Annotated in this window: 21 protein-coding genes; 11 read left to right on the plus strand and 10 right to left on the minus strand. The window is 72.4% G+C overall.

Features of this window, described 5'->3' with window-relative positions:
• The first annotated feature begins 655 nt into the window (after positions 1-655).
• The 5 genes from rpmH to F9B16_RS26510 are packed head-to-tail and all read left to right on the plus strand — an operon-like array spanning position 656 to position 3085.
• Positions 656-793, plus strand: a complete 138-nt coding sequence (gene rpmH / locus F9B16_RS26490; RefSeq protein ID WP_151542862.1) for a 50S ribosomal protein L34 — start codon at positions 656-658, stop codon at positions 791-793.
• A 12-nt stretch (positions 794-805) separates the two neighbouring features.
• Positions 806-1174 (plus strand): ribonuclease P protein component, encoded by a 369-nt coding sequence (rnpA, locus tag F9B16_RS26495; protein WP_151542864.1) that lies wholly within the window; start codon positions 806-808, stop codon positions 1172-1174.
• Positions 1171-1542 carry a membrane protein insertion efficiency factor YidD gene (gene yidD / locus F9B16_RS26500; RefSeq protein ID WP_151542865.1) on the plus strand — a complete coding sequence of 124 codons (372 nt, stop codon included), beginning with the start codon at positions 1171-1173 and terminating at the stop codon, positions 1540-1542. The genes rnpA and yidD overlap by 4 nt, the downstream gene beginning before the upstream one ends.
• A complete protein-coding gene (yidC, locus tag F9B16_RS26505) occupies positions 1535-2563 on the plus strand; it encodes a membrane protein insertase YidC (protein WP_151542867.1) in 1029 nt (342 codons plus the stop codon). The genes yidD and yidC overlap by 8 nt, the downstream gene beginning before the upstream one ends.
• A 36-nt stretch (positions 2564-2599) precedes the next feature.
• Positions 2600-3085, plus strand: a complete 486-nt coding sequence (locus tag F9B16_RS26510) for a Jag family protein (RefSeq protein ID WP_151542869.1) — start codon at positions 2600-2602, stop codon at positions 3083-3085.
• Positions 3086-3711: 626 nt separating this feature from the next.
• Here the strand turns inward: F9B16_RS26510 and F9B16_RS51200 are convergent.
• Positions 3712-4203 carry a DUF6458 family protein gene (locus F9B16_RS51200; protein WP_192809006.1) on the minus strand — a complete coding sequence of 164 codons (492 nt, stop codon included), beginning with the start codon at positions 4201-4203 and terminating at the stop codon, positions 3712-3714.
• Positions 4204-4403: 200 nt separating this feature from the next.
• Here F9B16_RS51200 and rsmG point away from each other — a divergent pair, with 200 nt between their 5' ends.
• From rsmG to F9B16_RS26530, 3 genes are all read left to right on the plus strand, one after another.
• Positions 4404-5093, plus strand: a complete 690-nt coding sequence (rsmG, locus tag F9B16_RS26520) for a 16S rRNA (guanine(527)-N(7))-methyltransferase RsmG (RefSeq protein ID WP_151542891.1) — start codon at positions 4404-4406, stop codon at positions 5091-5093.
• Between the two features lie 308 nt (positions 5094-5401).
• The gene (locus F9B16_RS26525; RefSeq protein WP_318839258.1) at positions 5402-6280 is read left to right on the plus strand and encodes a ParA family protein; all 879 of its coding nucleotides are present in this window, start codon (positions 5402-5404) and stop codon (positions 6278-6280) included.
• On the plus strand, positions 6277-7287 hold the full coding sequence (locus F9B16_RS26530) for a ParB/RepB/Spo0J family partition protein (RefSeq protein ID WP_151542870.1): 1011 nt from the start codon (positions 6277-6279) through the stop codon (positions 7285-7287). Before F9B16_RS26525 ends, F9B16_RS26530 begins: the two co-directional genes overlap by 4 nt.
• A gap of 1131 nt (positions 7288-8418) precedes the next feature.
• Here the strand turns inward: F9B16_RS26530 and F9B16_RS26535 are convergent.
• Positions 8419-9360 (minus strand): D-alanine--D-alanine ligase family protein, encoded by a 942-nt coding sequence (locus tag F9B16_RS26535; RefSeq protein ID WP_151542872.1) that lies wholly within the window; start codon positions 9358-9360, stop codon positions 8419-8421.
• A gap of 96 nt (positions 9361-9456) precedes the next feature.
• Positions 9457-10689, minus strand: a complete 1233-nt coding sequence (locus F9B16_RS26540) for an aminotransferase-like domain-containing protein (RefSeq protein WP_151542894.1) — start codon at positions 10687-10689, stop codon at positions 9457-9459.
• Between the two features lie 323 nt (positions 10690-11012).
• On the opposite strand from F9B16_RS26540, the gene F9B16_RS26545 reads away from it, so the two are divergent.
• Positions 11013-11630, plus strand: coding sequence for a GNAT family N-acetyltransferase (locus tag F9B16_RS26545; RefSeq protein WP_151542874.1), 618 nt, complete (start codon positions 11013-11015; stop codon positions 11628-11630).
• Positions 11631-11811: 181 nt separating this feature from the next.
• Here the strand turns inward: F9B16_RS26545 and trxA are convergent, their stop codons facing one another.
• Together trxA and trxB are read right to left on the minus strand one after the other, a co-directional pair.
• A complete protein-coding gene (gene trxA / locus F9B16_RS26550; RefSeq protein WP_151542876.1) occupies positions 11812-12126 on the minus strand; it encodes a thioredoxin in 315 nt (104 codons plus the stop codon).
• 90 nt (positions 12127-12216) lie between these two features.
• Complete coding sequence (gene trxB / locus F9B16_RS26555) at positions 12217-13170, minus strand: thioredoxin-disulfide reductase (protein ID WP_151542878.1); 954 nt, start codon at positions 13168-13170, stop codon at positions 12217-12219.
• Between the two features lie 196 nt (positions 13171-13366).
• Between trxB and F9B16_RS26560 the strand changes: the two genes are divergently transcribed.
• Both F9B16_RS26560 and F9B16_RS26565 read left to right on the plus strand, forming a co-directional pair.
• Positions 13367-13939, plus strand: coding sequence for a dienelactone hydrolase family protein (locus F9B16_RS26560; protein ID WP_151542880.1), 573 nt, complete (start codon positions 13367-13369; stop codon positions 13937-13939).
• Positions 13940-13997: 58 nt separating this feature from the next.
• On the plus strand, positions 13998-14342 hold the full coding sequence (locus F9B16_RS26565; protein WP_151542882.1) for a TfoX/Sxy family protein: 345 nt from the start codon (positions 13998-14000) through the stop codon (positions 14340-14342).
• Positions 14343-14403: 61 nt separating this feature from the next.
• On the opposite strand, the gene F9B16_RS26570 is transcribed toward F9B16_RS26565, so the two are convergent.
• The 5 genes from F9B16_RS26570 to F9B16_RS51205 form a co-directional block, all read right to left on the minus strand.
• Positions 14404-15186 carry an anti-sigma factor family protein gene (locus F9B16_RS26570; protein WP_151542884.1) on the minus strand — a complete coding sequence of 261 codons (783 nt, stop codon included), beginning with the start codon at positions 15184-15186 and terminating at the stop codon, positions 14404-14406.
• A complete protein-coding gene (sigM, locus tag F9B16_RS26575; protein ID WP_190857618.1) occupies positions 15183-15806 on the minus strand; it encodes an RNA polymerase sigma factor SigM in 624 nt (207 codons plus the stop codon). Before sigM ends, F9B16_RS26570 begins: the two co-directional genes overlap by 4 nt.
• 208 nt (positions 15807-16014) lie before the next feature.
• Entirely contained in the window at positions 16015-17700 is a 1686-nt protein-coding gene (locus F9B16_RS26580; RefSeq protein WP_192809008.1) for a protein kinase family protein, read from the minus strand.
• Between the two features lie 179 nt (positions 17701-17879).
• Positions 17880-19568, minus strand: a complete 1689-nt coding sequence (murJ, locus tag F9B16_RS26585) for a murein biosynthesis integral membrane protein MurJ (protein WP_225991964.1) — start codon at positions 19566-19568, stop codon at positions 17880-17882.
• Positions 19569-19596: 28 nt separating this feature from the next.
• A partial coding sequence (locus F9B16_RS51205) for a DUF6049 family protein (RefSeq protein WP_192809009.1) occupies positions 19597-22246 on the minus strand: 2650 nt, incomplete at its 5' end.

Here is a 22246-nt window from a genome sequence, read left to right on the forward strand (position 1 = left end):
CGCAAGGTCCCCTCCCCACAACTCCGGTCAACGGAGTACCTGACCGCCCGGCTCTCCCACGGGTCACGACCCGCCTCAGGGGGCTCGGCCGCGACGCGGAAGCCTTACTCTCTCACGAGTTGTCCACAGAGTTGTCCACATGCTGTGCATAGGCATGAGGGACCCTGTGCAAAACTCCGCCGCGAGGTTCGGCGAAGGCGGGAACGGGAGGTCTCCGGCCACCTCGGCGGCCGGTGCGCGTGCGGTTGTCCAACGGGGGTCCGGCGGGCGGAACACCGACCGCGATCCCAGATCGTCACAGGAATGTCGGCGTGCCCGGAGGGACGACCTTAACCCCTGCCGATCGCCCGCCGCAACACGAAGCCGGCCCCGACCAACGGCCGCCGCCCAACCGCCTTGCGGGACGGCCCCGGACGGACCCGGACGGCCCCGGAGGCGCGGGTTTCGCCGCTGGGGCCGGTGATCCGTTTGACCCGGCGGCCGGGTAGCCCGTAACGTGCTGAGGTCGAGTCGCATCGACGGAGGTGACGCGTGCCCGCCGGTCGTCCGTCCGGACGGCACGGGTGGGCCCCCGCTGCGGGGGACCGAACGCGGGCCCTCGATGCGAGCTATCGCGCCTTTCTAGTCGAACCGACCGCAGCACTGGAGCCTCAAAGTGAGCAAGCGTACATTCCAGCCGAACAACCGCCGCCGCCACAAGAAGCACGGCTTCCGGCTGCGGATGCGCACGCGCGCCGGGCGCGCCATCCTCTCCTCGCGGCGCGGCAAGGGCCGCGCCCGCGTCGCGGTCTGACCGACCCCTCTCATGCTGCCGTCCGGGCACCGGATGCGGCGGCGGGACGACTTCTCGTTGGCCGTCCGGCGCGGGCGACGCGCCGGACGGCCTAACGTCGTCGTCCACCTGCTCCGCGGGGAAGGGGACGCGGACGCCGCCGGCCCGGCACTGGTCGGGTTCATCGTGGCGCGCAACGTCGGCAACGCCGTCACCCGCAACGCGGTGCGGCGCCGGCTCCGGCACCTCGCGCGCGGGCACGTGGACCGGCTTCCACCGGGTAGCCTGCTCGTAGTGCGCGCCAACCCCCGCGCGGGCGAGGCGCGCCCAGACGAGCTGGCCGCGGATCTGGAGTCGGCGCTCGACCGGCTGCTGCGGCCCGCGTCCAAGGGGCGGAGATGAGGAACCGGCACGGGGAACCGTTCACCGACCAGCGCCCGGCGACCACCCCTGGTCCGGTCGCCGCGGTGTTGATCCTTCTCGTCCGCGCCTACCGCCGCTTCTTGAGTCCCCTGCTCGGGCAGCAGTGCCGCTTCACCCCGTCCTGCAGCACCTACGGCCTCAAGGCCCTCCAGGTGCACGGGGCGGCGCGCGGCACATGGCTGACGGTCCGCCGGATCGCGCGGTGCCACCCGTTCCACCCCGGCGGCTACGACCCGGTGCCGCCGAAGAAGACGCCGACCGCGAAGGCGAAGGCGGCTTCTTCGAACTCCGGCCGCAAGGAGAGCGGCCCCGCCCTAGCAGAGCCCAAGGAGCTGCCCGGTGCTTGACTGGCTATACCAGATCGTCTCTCAGCTCATCGTGTGGATTCACGCGGGGCTGAGTGTCGTCTTCCCCAAGGACAGCGGATGGGCGTGGGGCGGCTCGATCATCCTGCTGACCGTCATGCTGCGGCTCATCCTCGTCCCGCTGTTCGTGAAGCAGATCCACGCCTCACGGAAGATGCAGGAGCTGAACCCGAAGGTTCAGGCGCTGCGCAAGAAGTACAAGAACGACAAGCAGCGCCTCAACCAGGAGGTCATGAAGCTCTACCAGGAGAACGGCGCGAACCCGCTGTCGGGCTGCCTTCCCCTGGTCGTGCAGATGCCGGTCTTCATCGGCCTGTTCCAGACCCTCAAGCGGATCTCGGACGCCAAGCCGGGGCACGGCGTGTTCGCGATGTCGGCGGACCTGGTGCAGAGCGCCCAGCACGCCAACATCTTCGGCGCGCACATCCCCGACACCTTCCTGAACGCCTGGAGCGACAAGACCTGGAGCGCGATCGTCGTCACCGGCATCGCCGTGGTGATCAGCTCCTGCACGACGTTCTTCACCGTCCGGGCCAGCATGAAGCGCCAGCCCGCCGCGGCGGCCGACGCCAACCCGATGATGCAGGCGCAGAAGATGATGGTCTTCCTCGCGCCGCTGTTCGGCCTGTTCGGCCTCGGCTTCCCGCTGGGCGTCCTCATGTACTGGGTGACGTCGAACAGCTGGACGCTCGCGCAGCAGCACTACATCTACAAGCGGTTCCCTCCGCCCGGCGAGAAGGCGGACGACACCGCCACCGCGAAGACCACGGCGGGCGGCAAGACCGCCGGCACGAAGGCCGCGGGCTCGAAGGCCGCGGGTTCCAAGAGCGCCGGGAGCAAGGCCGCCGCCGGGAAGAACGGCCAGGCGCCGTCCGGGATCAGGGCCAAGCTCAAGAAGGAGCCGGAGCCCGCGCCCGAGCCGGAGGACACCAAGCCGAAGGTCGTCCGCAACCAGCCGACCCGCAAGTCGCGCAGCAAGCGCAGCGGCAGCCAGAAGCGCTAGTTTGGACCCCTGTCCTCGCCGAAGAAGGAGACCCCGTTGAGCCAGACCGACACCACCGAGGTCGACGTCCAGGCCCTCGAGCAGGAAGGCGAGATCGCCGCCGACTACATCGAGGGCCTGCTGGACATCGGTGACTACGACGGCGACATCGACATGGACGTCGAGGGCGAGCGCGCCATCGTCGCGGTGGTCGGCGGATCGCTGGACGAGCTGGTCGGCAAGCGCGGCGAGGTCCTGGAGGCACTGCAGGAGCTGACCCGGCTGGCCGTGCACCGGCAGACCGGCAACCGCACCCGGCTGATGCTCGACATCGGCGGCTACCGCGAGCGCCGCCGCGCCGAGCTGACCAAGCTCGGCACCGACGTCGCCGACGAGGTGAAGCAGAGCGGCGAGTCCAAGCCGCTCGCGCCGATGACCCCGTTCGAGCGCAAGATCGTCCACGACGCGGTGGCGGCGGCCGGCCTGCGCAGCGAGTCCGAGGGCGAGGAGCCCGACCGCTACGTGGTCGTCCACCCGTCCTGACGTCCCTCCGCCCGGCGGGTTACGGATTCCCCGACCGACAGCCAGTCCACCGAACGGCCCCGGCAGCACCTGACCGCCGGGGCCGTTCGCATGCCCGCCCCATGGCGGGGGCCGTTCGCATGCCCGGCCCATGGCCGGGGCCGGGTGATCCGCTGCGAGTTCGCTGCCTAGTTTGCTGCCTGAAAGAGAGGCCCCTCCCGCCCGGGGGCGGACCCGCTACCTCCATGGTCAAGGCTCGCCACCCTCCAGAGAACCAGAACACGGTTCTGTGGATAACTCGCGCTGTGAGTGCGGTTCCTCCCCAGGATCTCCCCGCCTGGAAGGCGTCTCTCCGAGCGGTGGACGGTGGCTCATCGCCGCAGGCTAAGGCGGTTTGGTGGGGTGCTCGACTCGATCCGGTGCCGTTCGGCTGACGGCGGGCCCTGTGGATAAAGCGGGTTGTTATCCACAGCCGGGGAAACCGGGTGCGTGTGGACGGGGCGGGGCCCCGCGCCCTGACCGGCGCGGGGCCCCTGGGACCCGGTGTGCACCGCCGCCCAAAGCACACCGGGTTGGTCTATGAGTTGGTCCATCGGTCGGACGAGTCCGAGGCGGTGGCAGCGGCGGCGCCGCCGAACGGTGCGCGATCAGCGGCGTCCGCGCGGTGTCCGTCCGTACACGCTCCGCTCGCGAGGCGCGGGATCATGGAGCGGGTCGACGGGATCGGAATCGACGGCCGGGTTGTTCTCCTCGGCCGGGTCCTGGGCGCGCGACGGATCCTGTGCGAATGCGGGGTCCTGGGCCACATGCCCGTGCGGCGCCGCCCCTTCGTCCGCGGGGTGCTCGACGACGCGTTCGACCCGCTCGGCAGGACGTCCCGCCGGGGGCGGATCTTCGATGATGTGCTCCTCCCGGACCACGGTGCCCGGCTCGTCCCCGTATGCGGGGTCTGCTCCGACGACCCGGCCGGCCTGCCGGCGCGGACGGGTGTATTTGAGGGTGAAGGCCATGCTCACCGCCCCGACCACGATCAGGATCCAGCCGACGAGATGGATGTCGACGCCGGCGAGATCCACGCGGAGGGCGAACGCGAGGATCGCTCCGATGGCGATGAACGCGAGACTGACTCCGATTCCCATGACTCGGAGCTCCTTCCAAGGGGGCGACACCGTCCCTCTACCCGGCGGTCGCCGAATATGCGGCAGGACATGTGGTTCTTGCCATATCGCAAGGAGCGGCCCCTCCCCGGCGGGCTCCACCCCGCAAAAGCGTCATGCGGTTGTCTCCGCGGACGTTGCGTGTGTACGCCGCCACGCCGTTTTATGGAACGATTCGTACGGTGGGGATTGCACGCGAGGTTTTCGGGGAAACACTGCCGGTCGCGGAACGCTACGCGGCGTTCCTCGCCGACGCGGGCGTCGAACGCGGGCTGATCGGCCCGCGCGAGGCCGACCGGCTGTGGGAACGCCACCTGATCAACTGCGCGGTGGTGGCCGAGGCGATCCCGGCGGACGCCCAGGTCGTCGACATCGGATCCGGCGCCGGGCTGCCCGGCGTCGTCCTCGCGATCGTCCGGCCCGACCTGCGGATCACGCTGCTCGAACCGCTGCTCCGGCGGACCACGTTCCTAGACGAGTGCGTCGAGATGCTCGACCTGCGGAACGTCGAGGTCCGCCGCGCCCGGGCCGAGGACGTCACCAAGGAGTTCTCGGTGGATGTGGCGACGGCGCGCGCGGTGGCCCCCCTCGAACGTCTCGCCAAGTGGGCGCTGCCGCTGCTGCGCCCCGGCGGTGAACTGCTCGCGCTGAAAGGCGAGCGGGCCGCGGCCGAACTCGACGAGGCCGAGCCCGTTCTGCAGCGTTTCGGGGTGCGGGAGACCGAACTGCTCCAAGTCGGGCGCGGTATGGTCGACCCGCCGACAACGCTTGTCCGTGTGGTCGCCGGCAGGCCGGCGGACCGGAGTGCAGCGGCCGGGCGACGACAGAGCGCGCCCCGACGCGCTGGAAGGTCGAGGAAGAGGTCTTCATGAGCACGGGACCAGGACTGGGACGGCCTGACCGCGCCGACGAATCCCCCGACGAACAGCCGCCCGGCCCGGGCGGGACCGGCGCCGCGGAGCCCGCGCGGGAGACCGCCGGGGGCCAGGCCGCGCAGGCCGACGAGGGGACGCGGGGGGACGCCGGTGCCGCGACACCGCCGGCGGCCGCGCCCTCCGGGCACGCAATGTGGGGTAACACGACGTCCGGTACCGCGGAGAACGTCGGCTATGTGCCGACCAGCGCCGGCACTCAGCAGGCGGGTCCGCGCCAGGGACCATCTCAGGGGGAGTCAGAACTCGTGCGCGAGGCGCTCAAGGACGCCAAGGTTTCACATGAAACAGCGGTCACCGCCCTCAAGGCGATGTCCGGCCGCAGGGAACGCGAATGGCCGCGGCCCGACCGCTGCCGCATCATCACCATCGCCAACCAGAAGGGCGGCGTCGGCAAGACCACCAGCTCGGTCAACCTCGCCGCGTCGCTCGCCATGCACGGCGCGCAGGTGCTCGTCGTCGACCTCGACCCGCAGGGCAACGCGTCCACCGCCCTCGGCGTCGAACACCACGCCGAGATCCCGTCCATCTACGACGTCCTCATCGAGGACATGGCGCTCGCCGACATCGTCGTCGCCGCACCCGAGATCCCGAACCTGTACTGCGCGCCCGCGACGCTCAACCTCGCCGGCGCCGAGATCGAACTCGTCTCCAAGGTCGCCCGCGAGTCCCGGCTGCGCCGCGCGCTCGACGCCTACGACACCGACAAGTTCGACTACGTGCTGATCGACTGCCCGCCGTCGCTCGGCCTGCTCACCGTCAACGCCCTCGTCGGCGGCGACGAGCTGCTCATCCCGATCCAGTGCGAGTACTACGCGCTGGAGGGCCTCGGGCAGCTCATCCGCACCGTCGACCTCGTCAAGGCGCACCTCAACCAGAAGCTCAGGGTGTCCACCATCCTGCTCACCATGTACGACGCCCGGACGCGGCTCGCCGCGCAGGTCGCGGACGACGTCCGCAACCACTTCGGCGACGTCGTCCTCAACACGGTGATCCCCCGCAGCGTCCGCGTCTCCGAGGCGCCGAGCTACGGGCAGTCCGTCATGACGTACGACCCGGGTTCCAGCGGCGCCCTCGCCTACAGCGAGGCGGCCTCGGAAATGGCCCATGGAGGGGCGAGGAAGTGAGCCAGCAGCGACGCGGTCTGGGCAAGGGGCTCGGCGCCCTCATCCCCACCGCCCCGCCCCCGCCGTCGGCGGACGATCCGTCCGGCGCGGGCGGAACCGGCGCCCTGGGCGGGCCGGGCTTCCCCGGCGGCCCGAACGGCACCGGCCAGGACGGCGCCGCGACCCCGGACGTCCAGCCGGTCGCCGGAGCGCACTTCGCCGAGCTGCCCGTCACGTCCATCACCCCCAACCCGCGCCAGCCGCGCGAGCACTTCGACGAGCAGGCGCTCGAGGAGCTCGCCGAGTCCATCGGCATCGTCGGGCTCCTGCAGCCCATCGTCGTACGGCGGGCCGAGTCCGGCGAGCACGACTACGAGCTGATCATGGGTGAGCGCCGGCTGCGCGCCTCCCAGATGGCCGGGCTGGACGTCATCCCCGCGATCGTCCGCGACACCGGCGACAACGATCTGCTCCGTGACGCCCTCATGGAGAACCTGCACCGCCAGCAGCTGAACCCGCTGGAGGAGGCGGCCGCCTACCAGCAGCTGCTGCAGGACTTCGGCGCCACCCACGAGCAGCTCGCCACCCGGATCGGCCGGTCCCGCCCGCACATCACCAACACGCTCCGCCTGCTGAACCTGCCACCCGCCGTCCAGCGCCGCGTCGCCGCCGGCGTGCTCTCGGCGGGCCACGCCCGGGCGCTCCTCTCCCTCGACAGCGTCGAGGCGCAGGAGCACATGGCGCAGCGGATCGTCCAGGAGGGCCTCTCCGTCCGCGCGGTCGAGGAGATGATCGCGCTCCGCGAGGTGGACGACACCCCGAAGGCTCCGCGCCAGGGCCGCCGCAAGAAGCCCGTCGCCCCTGGACTCCAGGAGCTCGCCGACCGCCTCTCCGACCGCTACGAGACCAAGGTCCGCGTCGACATGGGCCGCAACAAGGGCAAGATCGTGGTCGAGTTCGCCACCCTCGAAGACCTCGACCGCATCATCAAGTCGATGGCGCCCGACGACGGCCCCGACGAGCCGTAGGCTTCCCGCTCTTTTCTGCCTCCAGCGCCCCGGAAACCTTCCGGGGCGCTTCGCTTTCCCGGCCCCGATGTTTCCCGTGAAACATCCGCCCGCCAGGCGGCTCACTCGCCGTCCCCCTCGCCTCGGGCCACGCCCCCAGCCAGCGATCTACCCCGTCGGCCCTCGCGAGCTTCCGCCTGGAGCACTCGCACCGGCACACGACTACTGCCGCCCCGGCGATGTTTCCCGTGAAACATGCCCTCGGGCACGCGGCTCGCGCCGATGAGTCTTACTGGGAGGCTTCGGCGCGCTGGTCGACTTGTGGGTGATCGCAAGGCTCCTCATGAGGCGTGCGGGCGATCCGCGCCCATCCCCTGCCTTGCGCTGACCATCCCGCCACCGCGCCGCAGAGGTCACAGACCGCGTCGATGCTCGCCCGCGCCTCGCGCCGCCGGGCGGTCACCGGCTGAGGCGCCCGTTGGGCGCCGATCGCTAGTGTCGTTTCGTGTAGGCCGTCGAGTGATCGGCGGCTGCCTGCCGCGCGCCGGCGTGGAGGCGCAGAGCGGTGCCGTCGCCGCATCAGCCAGCTTGGTCGTTCGCATCAGCCAGCGCCCCTGGGGCACGCCCCGAACTCAGTCGTCGCGCCCGGCCGTGAACACACTGCCGACACCGTCGCCTACATCCCCCAGAACGCTGCCCAGGGGACTCGTTCATGAGCGACCGCCGCACGACTGGCGGCCCTCCCCGCATGGTGCGGTGTGTGACGAGCTGCTGGACGCCACAAGGCTCCCCCTGTATCGGCACTCGCTGGGCGTCGGGTTGGCCTGTGGGTGGCACGGATTTTGAGGCGCACGATGTGTGACGCCGTATGCCGGGGCGGCGGTGGTTCTGTGCTTCTTGCCGCGCTGAGTCTTGCTGTCTGCGTGCGCGACTAAGGCGTGAGGTGAGGTCGCTTGTTGATGCGGGGCGGCGTTTGGGTGGGTGTTGGCTCGACCGTTGGGTGTGGTGGGGCGAGTCTTTTCGTTGCCCAGCGGGCGTGGGCTCCGGTGGGGGTTGCTGGGGCCGGCTGTTGGTGCGGCGGGGGTGGGGATGTTTCACGGGAAACGTTGGGGCGGGGTTGGGAGGCGTGAGGGTTTCCCGTGAAACATCGGGTCAGGCGAACTGGGCGAGGAGGAGGTCGCGGCAGACCTCGCCGAGGTCGAGGCCGGCGTTGCTGACGGCGCGGGGGAGGAGGCTCGTCTCGGTCATGCCGGGCGCGACGTTCATTTCGAGGAAGTGGACCTCGCCGTCGGGGTCGACGATGAGGTCGGTGCGGGAGAGGTCGCGGAGGCCAAGGGCGCGGTGGGCGGTGACGGCGGCGGCGGTGGCGCGCTCGGCGGCGTCGGGGGCGAGGCGGGCGGGGGTGACGAACTCGGTGTCGCCGGCGTCGTAGCGGGCGGTGTAGTCGTAGCGGCCGTCTGGCGCGACGATCTCGACGGCGGGGAGCGCCTGGGGGTGGCCGTGGCGCTCGATGACGCTGACGGCGATCTCGGTGCCCTCGATGTAGCGCTCGACGAGGGCGGCGTCGCCGTAGGCGAAGCAGCCGACCATGGCGGCGGAGAGCTCGGACGGCTCGTGTACGACGGACGCGCCGAGCGCGGAGCCGCCGCGGGTGGGCTTGACGAACAGGGGGAGGCCGAGCCCGCGGATGATCTGGTCGAGGACGGACGCGGCGCCGAGGTCGTGGAAGACCTCCTTGGGGAGGGCGACGGAGTCGGGGGTGCGCAGGCCGGCCTGGCGCACGACGGACTTGGCGGTCGGCTTGTCCCAGGCGACGCGGCAGGCGTCGGCGCGGGCGCCGACGTAGCGGACGTCGAGGAGGTCGAGGACGTCGCGGATCGAGCCGTCCTCCCCCGCGGCGCCGTGCAGGACGGGGAACACGGCGTCCGGCGGGTCGTCGGCGAGGGAGTCCAGGAGGGTGGCGTCGGCGTCGCGCAGCTCGACCGGGATGTCGAGGGCGCGCAGCGCGTCGGTGACGCGGCGTCCGGAGCGGAGCGAGACCTCTCGCTCGTAGGACAGTCCCCCGGCGAGGACGACGACGTGCCCGAGTTCCACAGCAGGTGCCCTTCTGGCGGTAGGAGCGGCTACGAAAACGCGCCGGCTCCCAGCATGGGGGAGCCGGCGCGGTTACGCGAAACCGGGTGGTATCCGCTAGACGATGCCCGGGCCCGGGGTGTGGACACCGCCGGGGCCGTCGTGCTCGACTCCCCCGAAAGTGTCCCGCAGCCTGATCTCCTTCTCCACCACCGCGGCGAGGCGGCGGACGCCTTCGCGGATGCGGTGCGGTTCGGGGAAGCAGTACGAGAGGCGCATGTTGCGGCGGCCGCCGCCGTCGGCGTAGAAGCCGGTGCCGGGGACGTAGGCGACGCGGTCGGCGATCGCGCGGGGCGCCATCGCCTTGGCGTCGAGGCCCTCGGGGAGGGTGACCCAGACGAAGAAGCCGCCGGCGGGGCGCGTCCAGGTGCAGCCGTCCGGCATGAGCTGGTCGAGGGCGTCGAGCATGGCGTCGCGGCGCTCGCGGTACATCTCGCGGAACGCCTTGATCTGCTCGCGCCAGGGCTGCGTCAGCAGGTACTCGCGGACGGCGAGCTGGGAGAAGTTCGACGGGCAGAGGATCGCGGACTCGGCGGCGAGGACGAGCTTGGCGCGGACGGCGTGGGGCGCGAGGACCCAGCCGACGCGGAGGCCGGACGCGATCGTCTTGGAGAACGAGCCGAGGTAGATGACGCGGTCGGGGTCGTCGGCGCGCAGCGCCCGCATCGGCTCGCCTTCGAAGCCGAGGAGGCCGTACGGGTTGTCCTCGACGATCAGGACGTCGTGTTCGGCGCAGATCTCCAGGATCTGGGCGCGGCGGGCGGTGGTGAGGGTGACGCCGGCGGGGTTCTGGAACGTGGGGACGGTGTAGAGGAACTTGACGCGGCGGCCCTCGCGGCGGAGCCGGTCGAGGGTCTCGCGGAGCGCGGACGGGATCAGGCCGCCCTCGTCGAGGGGGACGTGCACGACGTCGGCCTGGTACGCGGCGAAGGTGCCGAGCGCGCCGACGTAGGAGGGGGCCTCGGCGAGGACGACGTCACCGGGGTCGACGAAGATCTTGGTGATGAGGTCGAGGGCCTGCTGGGCGCCGACGGTGACGACGACGTCGTCGGCGGAGCCCTGGACGCCTTCGAGCGCCATGACCTCGCAGATGAGTTCGCGGAGGGTCTCGTCGCCCTGCGCGGAGCCGTACTGGAGGACCTCGGCGCCCTTGCCGGCGACGAGCTCGCCGATCATGGTGCCGACGGCGTCGAGGGGCAGCGCGGACACGTAGGGCGCGCCGCCGGCGAGGGAGACGACCTCGGGGCGGGCGACCATCGCGAACAGAGCCCGGATCTCCGACGGCACCATGCCGGCGGCGCGGGCGGCGTAGCGGTCGGTGTAGGCATCGGTTCGCGAGTGCTGTTCCACGAGGCACCTCCGGTGGGGCTGGCTTGACCGCAAAGTTACGGCATCGGCTCCGGGGGGATCGGGCGAACCCCGCACCTCGCGGATCCGGCGGTTCCCGCACCTGGCGCGCCGCCCGGCCGCTCGTCCCCCGTCCGATACGATGCCCGAGGATCCCGGTTTGTTGCCGGGAACTTCCGCGCAAGTGGGCGTTCCGCCCCGAAGGTCCCGGCGGTGCCGGGGGTTTCGCCCGGCGGACGAGGATGCCAGCAGGGGGTGCCGGCCCGGTGTCGCGTCGTCTCGTCAACATCACGCTGGACAATCTGGACGATCTCCCGCACCGCTGCCGCGGCTGCGTGTTCTGGGAGCTGGATCCGGTGAGCCGCGACCGGGCGGAGGCGAGCGGCGGCGCGGCGCTGGAGAAGGAGGCGTGGATCTCCTCCACGCTGCTGGAGTGGGGCTCCTGCGGCAAGATCGCGTACGTGGACGACGTGCCGGCGGGGTTCGTGATGTTCGCGCCGCCGCTGTACGTGCCGCGGTCGGTGGCGTTCCCGACGAGCCCGGTGAGCGCGGACGCGGTGCTGCTGATGACGGCGCACATCCTGCCGGAGTTCGCGGGCGGCGGGCTCGGCCGGATGCTCGTCCAGGGCGTCGCGAAGGACCTGACGCGGCGGGCGGTGAAGGCGATCGAGGCGTTCGGGGACCTGAAGGACGAGGAGGGCGGCTGCATGGTGCCGGCCGACTACCTGCTGTCGGTCGGGTTCAAGACGATCCGCCCGCACCACCGGTACCCGCGGCTGCGGCTGGAGCTGAAGTCGGCCCTGTCGTGGCGTGAGGACGTCGAGGTCGCCCTGGAACGGCTGCTGGGCTCCATGACCCCGGAGGGCGCGCTGCGTCCCGTCTGAGACCGTCTGAGCGCCCCGCGCGCGCACAGCCCCGCGCCGCGCACACACGGACGGCCCCTCGAGCACACACTGCGCGCGCCTACGGAACAAACGAAACGGCCCGCATCCCGTCGGACGGGATGCGGGCCGTTCTCCTACGCGCCACCGCGGGAGGCGGGAGCGGGTTCGTGTGCGGTACCGGTCAGATGAACTCGGCGAGGTCGCGCAGCAGGGCCGCCTTCGGCTTGGCGCCCATGATCTGCTTGACGACCTCGCCGTTCTTGTAGACGTTCATCGTCGGGATCTGCATGACGCCGTACTGGGCCGGTACCTGCGGGTTCTCGTCGATGTTCAGCTTGACGATGTCGAGCTTGTCGCCGTGCGTCTGGGAGATCTCCTCCAGGATCGGCGCCACCATCCGGCACGGGCCGCACCACTCGGCCCAGAAGTCGACCAGGACGGGCTTGTCGCTGTCCAGGACCTCGGAGGCGAAGTCGGCGTCGGTCACGGCTTTCATGGTGTCTCCTTCGGTGAGCGGGTCCGGCGCGGGTCACGGGCGCCGGACCGGGTGTGCGGGCCGTGCGGTCGGGTCGTCCGCGGGCCCCGGTCAGGCCTGCGGGACGGTCTCCGCGGCGTCCTGGTCCTGGAGCCAGCGCTCGGCGTCGATGGCCGCCGAGCAGCCGCTGCCGGCCGCGGTGATGGCTTGACGGTAGATGTGGTCGACCACGTCGCCACAGGCGAACACGCCGGGAATCTTCGTCCGGGTGGTCGGGGCGTCCACGAGGAGGTAGCCGTCGGCGTCGGTCTCGAGCTGGCCGGTGAACAGCTCGCTGCGCGGGTCGTGGCCGATCGCGATGAACAGGCCGGTGATCTCCAGCGGGCTCTGCTCGCCGGTCGTGACGTTGCGGACCTGCACGCCGGTGACGCGGTCCTCGCCGTCGATCTTCACGACCTCGCTGTCCCACAGGAAGCGGATCTTGTCGTTGGCGAACGCCCGGTCCTGCATGATCTTGGAGGCGCGCAGCTCGCTCCGGCGGTGGATCACGGTGACGGAGCGGGCGAACTTGGTCAGGAAGATCGCCTCCTCCATCGCGGTGTCGCCGCCGCCGACGACGGCGATGTCCTGCTCGCGGAAGAAGAAGCCGTCGCAGGTGGCGCACCAGGAGACGCCGCGTCCGGAGAGCCGCTTCTCGTCCGGCAGGCCGAGCTCGCGGTACCCGGACCCGGTCGCGACGATGACCGACTTGGCCAGGTACGTCTCGTCACCGACCTTGACGACCTTCGGGTCGGCGGCGAGGTCGACCTCGGTGACGTCGTCGGTGACCAGCTCGGCGCCGAACCGCTCGGCCTGCTTGCGCAGGTTGTCCATCAGGTCGGGGCCCATGACGCCGTCGGGGAAGCCGGGGAAGTTCTCCACGTCGGTGGTGTTCATCAGCGCGCCGCCGGCGGTCACCGACCCCTCGAACAGCAGCGGCTTCAGGTCGCCGCGGGCCGCGTAGATCGCGGCCGTGTAGCCCGCGGGGCCCGAGCCGATGATGATGACGTTACGGACGTCGCTCACTGTTGTGCGCCTCTCCTCTTGGCCTTCGGTGGCCTCACCGCACGGCCTGCCAGTCGCGTCAACCGATCCTAGGGCCAGGGGATTCCCGGCACGCGCGGCCCGTCCCGTGACCTGCCCCGCAATGCGCCGCCGACCCCTCCCGGACCGCCGCCCGGACGGCCCGTGGGCCGGTCGGGACGGCCATAGGGTGGTGACCATGGCACGCATTCTGCTTCTCCACTCGATGTACGGGCTGCGTCCCGCCGTACACCAGGCGGCGGACCGGCTCCGCGCCGCGGGGCACGACGTGACCGTCCCCGACCTGTACGGCGGCCGGGTCGTCGACACGCCGGACGAGGGCGTCGAGATCAAGGAGGAGATCGGCCGGGACGAGCTGCTGCGCCGGGCGGTCGCGGCGGCGGCGCCGCTGCTGGGCGGGGAGGGCCTCGTGTACGCGGGGTTCTCGCTCGGCGGGTCGATCGCGCAGAACCTGGCCCTCGGCGACGACGCGGCGCGCGGCCTGCTGCTGATGCACGGGACGTCCGACCTGCCCGACGACGCGTCCACCGAGATCCCGGTGCAGCTGCACGTCGCCGACCCCGACACCTACGAGCCGGTCGACTGGCTGAACGCCTGGTACCTGCGGATGCGCAAGGCGGGCGCGGACGTGGAGGTCTTCCGCTACCGCGGCGCCGGGCACCTGTTCACCGACCCGGACCTGGCCGACTACGAGCCGGAGGCCGCCGAGCGCGCCTGGACGATCGCCCTCGACTTCCTGGCGTCGCTGTAGCGGGCGGTAGCGGCGGTAGCGGCGGTAAACCGTCGGGGGCCCGGAGCATAATCCGGCCATGGCATATGACCGGGATCTCGCCGAGCTCGTCCGCGAGCTGACGGCCGGCGAGGAAGGCGTCACCGAGCGGCCGATGTTCGGCGGGCTGGCCTTCCTCGTCGGCGGGAACATGGCGGTCGCCGCGAGCAGGCAGGGCGGCCTGCTGGTCCGGACGGACCCGCGGGACGCCGCGGAGCTGGAGGACGGCGACCGGGTGCGCCCGATGGTCATGGGCGGCCGGGAGATGCACGGCTGGCTGCACGTCGACGCCGACGCCGCCGACGAGGCCGGGGACGTCGGGCGGTGGGTGGCCCGCGGCGTCTCCTACGCGCGGTCGCTTCCCGCCAAGAAACGGCGCCGCTGATCCCAGGCGCCGCGGGGGCGGGTCCCCAAGCCGCCCCCCGGACTCCGCTCGGACGGGCGGGTCAGGCCGGCTCGTGCTCGAGCACGTGCGGGTCCTGCGCGCTGCAGTCCGGGCCGACGACCCAGACGTCCCAGCTGCCGTCCCGGTCGCCCGGAAGCGCTATCACCGTCGCGGCCCGCCCGTCGTACCTGGCCTGGTCGACCAGCGCGGGCGTGCGGCCGTGGGCGACGCCGGTGACGCAGCCGGACATCTGCGCGGTCGGCGGGACGCCCTGGAGCCGCAGCTCCTGCCCCTTGCCGAGCAGCCGGCCGATCTGGCCGGAGATCTCGCCGGCCCGGTACTCGGTGCCGCTGCGGGTGACCTTGAAGGCACCCGCGGCCAGCGCGGACTCCGACGGCGCGGCCCCGTGCGGCGCCGCGCCGGCCGACAGGCGCCGCGCGTTGTCGCCCTGCGGCGGGGTCGACGCCTGGCTGCCGCTGCCGTCCGATCCGTCCAGCGCGATCTTGCCGACCGTCGCTCCGCCGCCGAGGACGACGATCGTCGCCGCCGCGGCGGACAGTATCCGCCAATGCCGCCTTCCGCGCCGCTGCTCCATGCTCACCACGGTGGCGTTGTGCATCGACTCCGCCGCGATGGCGGTGTCGATGCGCTCGGCCAGCTCGGGCGGCATGGACGGCGCGGGCGCCTCCGCCAGGATCCGGGAGACGTCCGCAAGGTCGGCGGAGCGGTCCCGGCACTCGGCGCAGGATTCGAGGTGCGCGTTGACGGAGGCGGCCTGGTCGTCTTCGAGCAGTCCTTCGGCCAGGTCGGCCAGGATGTCGTAGTCAAGATGTGCGGGGTTCACTTGGGCATGCCACCTCCTTCCACACCTCCGACGTTTTTGGAGTCGCGTCGGTTCCGGTGGTGGGTCAGAAGTGGCGCGAGCCGCGCGCGGCCCCGCGCGCACCGGCTCTTGATCGTCCCGGGCGGGACCTCCATCACCTCGGCGGCGTCGTCGACGGAGTAGCCCATCATGTCGACCAGCACGAGCGCGGCGCGCTGCTCGAACGGCAGCTGCTCCAGGGCGGTGCGGACGTCCAGCGACACGCCGTGCGCGTCGGTCGGGTCGGGCATCTTCGGCGCGACGGCGTCGAAGGTCGCGTCGTCGCCCATCGGGGTGGCCGGGCGGACGGACTTGCGGCGGATCCGGTCGAGGCAGGCGTTCACCACGATCCGGTGCAGCCAGGTGGTGACGGCGGCGTCGCCGCGGAACCGGCCGGCGGCGCGGAACGCCGACAGGCAGGCGTCCTGCAGGGCGTCGGCGGCCTCCTCCGGGTCGCCGAGGGTGCGCAGCGCGACCGCCCACATCCGGTCCCGGTGCCGGTGCACCAGCTCCGCGAAGGCGTGCGGGTCCCCCTGGGCGTGCCGGGCGAGGAGCTCCTTGTCGGGGACCTCGTCGACTCGACGCATGCTCACCGACGTCATGAGCGACCGCTTTCTCGTACGGGCCGCCCTGCCGGTGCCGGGCGGCTGCGACCGGCGGCGGCTGCTCGGGTGGTCACCACGGTTTCCTGGGGGCGAGGGGACATGGATGCTCACAGGCACGATACAGACAACGGGCAGCTCACGTCACAGGTCGCGGCGCTCCGGGCCGCCCGCGGACACGGCCGGCGCCGGCCCGCGCGCGGCGCGGTCAGCCGGCCGTCCCGTTGACGGAGATCTCGTTGAGCTTGCCCTTGAGGCCGGCGGGCAGCCGGGTGAACCAGACCAGCACGTACTGGCCCTGTACGGCCGGGTTCGCCGCGAAGGTCAGCTCGCCGCGGCTGCAGGACTGCTCGCCGATCGCCTTCATGGCGCCCGGGGCGCGCGAGCTGCCGATCCTGACCTGGAGGGTGCCGCCGGACACCGGGCAGCTGACCTTGATGGTCGACACCTTGGCCGGAGTGCCCAGGGTCAGCGTGACGCCGAGGGCCTTGAGGTAGTTGCCGAACTGCTCGGACGTGTAGGTCTGGGTCTCCCACACCGTGCCGGGATCGCCGTCGATGACCGCCGAGGGGTTCTTCCGGCTGGTCCCGTCGGGGTGCTGGTCGGCCGGGCTCTGGGTGGCGGACGCGTCCTGGATCTTCAGCTTCACCGTCGCGGGCTTGGGCGGCTGGCTCTTCTGGCCCTGGTCGGTCTTCTTGCCCGCGGCGCCCTTGTCGCCGTCGGAGCCGCCGCCGGACAGCGCCCAGGCGCCGAGGCCGACGATGACGGTGAGCGCGGCGGCGGCGATGCCGAGCAGCGCCCGGTTGGCGGGCTTGCGGGCGTGCGCCGCGACCGTCGTGGCGTTGCCCGGAGGCGCCGGCGGGGGCGTGTCGTACCGGCCGCGCGGCGGCGGGACCTGCCCGGACGGCGCCGGCTGGGCGTGCTGCTGCGCGTGCTGGCCGTGCTGGGCGTGCGCACCGCGCCCGCGCCTTCCCGGGCCGCGCGCGTCCTGAGGCTGGGCGGGACGGGTCGGGTCCTGCACGGGGGGCTGGTGCGGCTGCGTCGTCGCGGCCGTCGACGGCGTCGCGGGACGCTTCGGCGCCGCCGGACGCGGGGACGGCGCGGCGGTGCCGAGGCCCGCGAACAGCGGCAGCGGGGTGCGCGGCACGCCGCGCAGCGCCTTCGCCAGCTCGGCGGGCTCGGTGATCGGCTCGGCCGCGCCGATGCCGAGGCAGCGGCAGACGATCGCGTCGATCGCGTGCGAGATGCCCGCCTGCACCTGCCGGGGCGCCTGCGGGACGCCGTCGTCGCCCGCGGGCGCGGCGGGCAGGCCGGAGCCGTCCTCGTCGCCGGGCCAGTGCGCGGTGAGCGCCGCGTACAGCATCCGGCCGAGGCCGCGGACGTCCTCGGCGGCGGGCTCGTCGGAGTAGCGGTCGCGGAGCACGGCGTCGGTGGCGACGCCGAGCAGCTTGACGGTGCCGCCGGTCGTCCAGACCAGGTCGCGCGGGGACAGGCAGAGGTGCGCGAGCCCGGCCGCGTGCGCGGCGGAGATCGCCTCGGCGGCCTCGTAGAGCAGGGTCGCGGCGCGGCCCGGTTCGAGGGGGGCCTTGGCGAGCATCTGCTCCAGCGTCTCGCCCGCCACCCACTCGCTGACGACGTAGGCGCTCTCGCCGCTGTCGTCGGCGTCGAAGACCTGGGTGACGCGGGGGTCGGTGAGGCGGCTGGCGGCGCGGGCGGAGGTGACCGCCTCGCCGACGCGGGGGAACTCGGGGTCGAAGGTGCGGACGGCGACGGCCCTGGCCAGGATCTCGTCGATGGCCTTCCAGAGCGAGGACCCGCCCGAGTCGCTGATGCGCTCCTCGAGCCGGTAGCGGCCGGCGAGACGCGTGCCGGGTTCGATCACTGACGTGCTCACGGCAACGTCCTGCGCAGGTGGTCAGATCCCATGTTCGTGGCGTGGCAGCTTACGCCTCCGACCCTCCTCTTTGCGTTCCCCAGGGTGTCAGCCCGCAAGCCGTAGTCCCCCACATGGTAGTGGTTCGAACACGGGAATGGCGGCGTGATCCGGGCGCGTCCCCCTCACTTTGCCACGACTTACCGGCGTCCGCCCGGCAACCTGCGCGCGAACGTGGCGATCGTCGCCTGGACCTCGTCGACCCGCAGCAGCTTCGCGAACACCAGGTACAGCAGCCCGCCGCCGCCCGCGCCCACGACCAGCGTGATCAGCGCGGGGCCCAGCGTGTCGGTGCCGAGCGCGGCGTCGGCGACGGCGTGCACCGCGTACGCGAACCCGATCAGCGGCCAGATCGCGACCAGCAGCTTCAGGTGGCCGCCGATGATGCGGCGGCCGTCCATGCCGCCGAGCTTGCGGCGCAGCACGAGCCAGCACACGAAGGTGCCGACGGCGTTGGTGACGGCGTAGCCGCCGGCCATGCCGACCACGATCCACTTGACGCTGAGCAGGTTGTACGCGGCGAACGCCAGGATGATGTTGGCCGTGACGGAGACCACGCCGATCAGCGCGGGCGTCCGGGTGTCGCCGAAGGAGTAGAAGACCCGCAGCATCAGCTGGTAGGTGGAGAACGGCACCAGCGCGATCGCGAACATCTGCATGACGCGGGCGATCACCAGCGCGTCGGAGGCGTGCGTGTTGCCGTGCGCGAACAGCACGGTGGTGATCTCCGGGCCGAGCACCAGCATCAGCGCCGCCGCCGGCATGATGATCACCGAGGAGAGGCGCAGCCCGCTGGAGAACGCCGACCGCACGTCGGCGACCTTCCCCTCGGCGGCGAACCGGCTCATCCGGGGCAGCAGCGCGGTGATCACCGAGACGCCGACGATCGCGTACGGCAGCTGGAACATCTGGTAGGCGGTGAAGTACGGGGTGTACCCGTAGCCGTCGCCGAGGCCCTTGGCGTGGCCGAGGTCGCCGGCCCGGTTGGCGAGGGCGGTGACGACGGCGAGCCCGGCCTGCGTGGCGACGACGTACAGCAGCGTCCAGCCCGCCATCCGGCCGACCTGGCCGACCTCGCCGCGCCGGAAGTCCAGCCGGGGCCGCCAGCGGAACCCGACGCGGCGCAGCGACGGCCACAGCGCGACCGTCTGCAGCACGATGCCGCCGGTCGTGCCGGCGGCCAGCACCAGGAACTCGGTGTCGGAGATGCTCGACGGGTCGACCTTGCCGGACGCCATCGCCAGGAACACGCCGCCGACGCCGATCACGACGATGTTGTTCAGGATCGGCGCCCACATCGGGGCGGCGAAGCTGTTGCGGGTGTTGAGGATCGCGCCGGCGAACGCGCCGACGCCGTAGAAGAAGATCTGCGGCAGGAAGAACCGGGCGAACATGACCGCGATGTGCCGCTGGTCGCCCTTGTAGCTGCCCGCGAGGACGTCGATGAACAGCGGCGCCGCGATCACCGCGACGACCGTCAGGACCGCGAGGCCGATGACCGCGAGCGTGAAGACGCGCTGCTCGTACTGCTCGCCGTAGGTGCGGTCGCGCTCCTTCGCGCGGACCAGCAGCGGCACGACGACGCTGGTCAGGATGCCGCCGAGCAGCAGGTCGTAGATCTGGTTCGGGATCGTGTTCGCGGTGTTGTAGGCGTTCGCGAGCAGGCCGGTGCTGAGCGCGGCGACGATGACGGCCGTGCGCAGGAAGCCGGTGACGCGGGACACCAGCGTCCCGATCGCCATGATCGCGCCGGAGCGCAGCACGCCGCCGGACGCGGCCTCGCCGCCGCCGTCCGCGGGGGGCGGGACGTCCACGACGGTCTCGCCCACGGGGCCGCCCCCGCCGGGGAGCGGGATGTCAATCGCGGTCTCGGCCGCGATGTTCGCCGCGGTGCGCGGCCGTCCCGTCGGCTCCGGGGCCGGGCGGCCCGGCGGGTTCTGCGCCGCCGGCCGCCCCGGGACCTGCGGGGGCGCCGGGGGCCGCTGATGGCGCGGCTGCCGGGGAGGCTGAGGGGGATACGGGGGCTGCCGGCCCGGCGCCGGGTACCCCTGAGGCGCCTGCTCCGGCCGGACCGGATGGCCCTGCGGCCCCGGGGAACCCGGCCGCGCCGGATATCCCTGCGGCGGACGCGCCGGAGGGGGGCCTTGCGGAGGGCCCTGCCGCGGGCCCGGCGGGGGACCCTGCGGCGGAGGGCTCTGCGGCGGAGGCCCCTGCGGGCGGTACTCCGGACCCTGGGAAGCCGGACCCCGGGAACCCTGACCCGGGGAACCCGGGACCGGGGAATCCGTTCCCCGGTTCTCCGGTCTCTGCTGGTCCCACTCCGGTCGACCCGTCACCGGCTGCCTCCGCTTTCCGGCGGCGCCTCGCTCTGATGGCCCGCACTCCGACGCCCACGAAGAGTACGGCAAGTCCGCCACCGGTGATGAGCAGGGAGAGCCGCCCGTAACCCGTGGTGCGGACCGTGATGGTGGCGCTGCTGAACACCCTGCCCGAGCCCGGGTCCCGCAACTCCAGGCGGACGTCGAAGTTGCCGTTGCCCGCCGCCTGCGCGGGGAACCAGCGCTGCACCTGCTCCCCCGGCCGCAGGTCGATGACGTCCTCGCCCTTGTCGAGCTTGCCGAGCTGCAGCTTGGCGGTGTTCACGGACGTCGCGACCAGCCGCACCCGGACCGCCTGGCCGTGCAGCGTGTTCTTGACGGTGACGGGCAGCTTGCCGGAGCTGCCCGCCATGTTCGCCCGCCGGTTCTTGGTCGTGACGATGCGGACCCGCGCCATCTCGTGGTCCACCTCGTCCGACAGCTCGATCCTGGCGTTGCGGGCGCGGGACGGGCTCGTCCGCCACGACGCCGACTGGACGCGCAGCAGGGCCCGCTCGTAGGAGATGCCGATCGGCTCCGTCATGATCGCGCGGAACCGGGCGGCGCGGCGGGCGATGGCGGCGACCTGGTCGAGGTAGGCGGCGCCGAGCTCGTACTTCTGGTACTCGTCGTTGTAGGCGCGCAGCTCGCGGGGCTGCGCGCGGGTCCGCTCGATCTTGTCGAGGCCGGTGGCGCGCAGCCAGCTCGCGCCCTTGGTGAACTTCAGCAGGTCGCCGGCCAGGCCGGGGGCGGGGTTCCAGTTCCGGTCGGGGGCGATGACGAGGGTGCGCTGGACGTTCGGCGCCTCGCCGGCGATCACCGCGGTCTCGGCGAGGAACCGCTGCTCGGTCAGCACCGCGCCGCCGGGCGCCCGCGAGTTCGCGCTGACGATGTCGTTCAGGCCCGAGTCGTAGATCAGCGTCTTGCGGGTGCCCTGGTGGGCCGTCTGGATCGCGCTGGCGGCGTTCGCCGGCTCGCCCGCCGGCAGGTCGCCGAACTGCAGGTCGCTCATCAGGAACGACCCGCCGCCCTTGAGGCCGTACCTGGCGAGCGCGTCGAGCGTGTCGGGGCCGGCGACGCCGTACGGCGGCCACGCGTAGCGCGCGTCGGGCGCGCGCCCGATGACGTCGGACGCGACGCGGGTGTTGCGCGGGTCGAACGCGGTCGCGATCGGCCCGGTCGTCTTGTTGCGGGCGAGCGCGACGGCGTCGGGGTCGGCGTACGGGAGCGTGAAGTAGCGGTGGTCGCCCTTCGCGGCGTTGCGCAGGGCCGTCAGCCAGGCGCCCGCCGCGGCGCTCTTCTTCACCGTCTTCGTCGACGTCTTCGCGCCGGGCGTCAGCACGTGGTAGTCGTGCTGCGCGATCTGCTGGACGTCGTCGAGGAGCGCCGGGTCGACCGCCCAGGTGACGGGGGTCTTCGGGTTGGCGGCCGCCGCGCCGACGAGGTCGTTCAGCCGTCCGGTGCCGGCCACCTCCCCGGCGAGCCGGTCGTCGAGGAAGACCGAGTCGCCGGCCCGGTGCTGCTGGTCGGCGAGGGGCAGCACCCAGCCGACCGCGACGGGCTTGAAGTGCGTCTGCTTCGGCATGAACGTGACGAACGTCGTCACGCCGCCGACGACCTGCTGCGCGGAGTTGAGGACCTCGACGCCGACCGGGTAGACGCCGGGCGTGGCGCCCGGCGGCACCAGGTTCAGCGCCGAGACGGGGAGCTTGAACTGCCAGTCCTGCCGCCCGCCGGAGGCGTCCGCCCGCGGGATCTGCTGGGCCTTGCCGGCGACGGGGAGCTGGTTCGCGGTCATCCCGGCGTACTGGTCGAGCAGGCTGCGGTTGGTGATGGGCTGCCGGCCGTAGCGCAGCCGGACGGTCACCCCGCCGATCGCGTGCCCGGACCGGTTCTGCGCCGTGCCGCGGATGTCGAGGGTGGAGTTCGCCTTCAGCGGCTTCGGGCTGACCTTGGTCAGCGCGATGCCGACCTGGCTGCGGCTGCGCCCCTGACCGGGGGTCTCCGGCGCGCCGGGGGAGCCGGGCTGGGCGGCGTCCGGTTCGGCCGCTTCGGGTTGCGCGACCGTGGCCCCCGCGAGCGCGGCGCCGGAGAGCGCGGCGGTGGCGGGGGCGCCGGAGAGCGCGGCGGTGCCGGGCGCGGCGGCGAGG

It is taken from the genome of Actinomadura montaniterrae (genome assembly GCF_008923365.1).
GTDB lineage: Bacteria > Actinomycetota > Actinomycetes > Streptosporangiales > Streptosporangiaceae > Spirillospora > Spirillospora montaniterrae.

Bases quoted from the DNA above. Each gene is read 5' to 3' on its own strand.
- sigM (WP_190857618.1), bottom strand. From the start codon at position 15,806: ATGACGTCGGTGAGCATGCGTCGAGTCGACGAGGTCCCCGACAAGGAG.
- yidD (WP_151542865.1), top strand. From the start codon at position 1,171: ATGAGGAACCGGCACGGGGAACCGTTCACCGACCAGCGCCCGGCGACC.
- F9B16_RS51200 (WP_192809006.1), bottom strand. From the start codon at position 4,203: ATGGGAATCGGAGTCAGTCTCGCGTTCATCGCCATCGGAGCGATCCTC.
- F9B16_RS26560 (WP_151542880.1), top strand. From the start codon at position 13,367: ATGGCACGCATTCTGCTTCTCCACTCGATGTACGGGCTGCGTCCCGCC.
- rnpA (WP_151542864.1), top strand. From the start codon at position 806: ATGCTGCCGTCCGGGCACCGGATGCGGCGGCGGGACGACTTCTCGTTG.
- trxA (WP_151542876.1), bottom strand. From the start codon at position 12,126: ATGAAAGCCGTGACCGACGCCGACTTCGCCTCCGAGGTCCTGGACAGC.
- F9B16_RS26565 (WP_151542882.1), top strand. From the start codon at position 13,998: ATGGCATATGACCGGGATCTCGCCGAGCTCGTCCGCGAGCTGACGGCC.
- F9B16_RS26540 (WP_151542894.1), bottom strand. From the start codon at position 10,689: ATGGTGCCGTCGGAGATCCGGGCTCTGTTCGCGATGGTCGCCCGCCCC.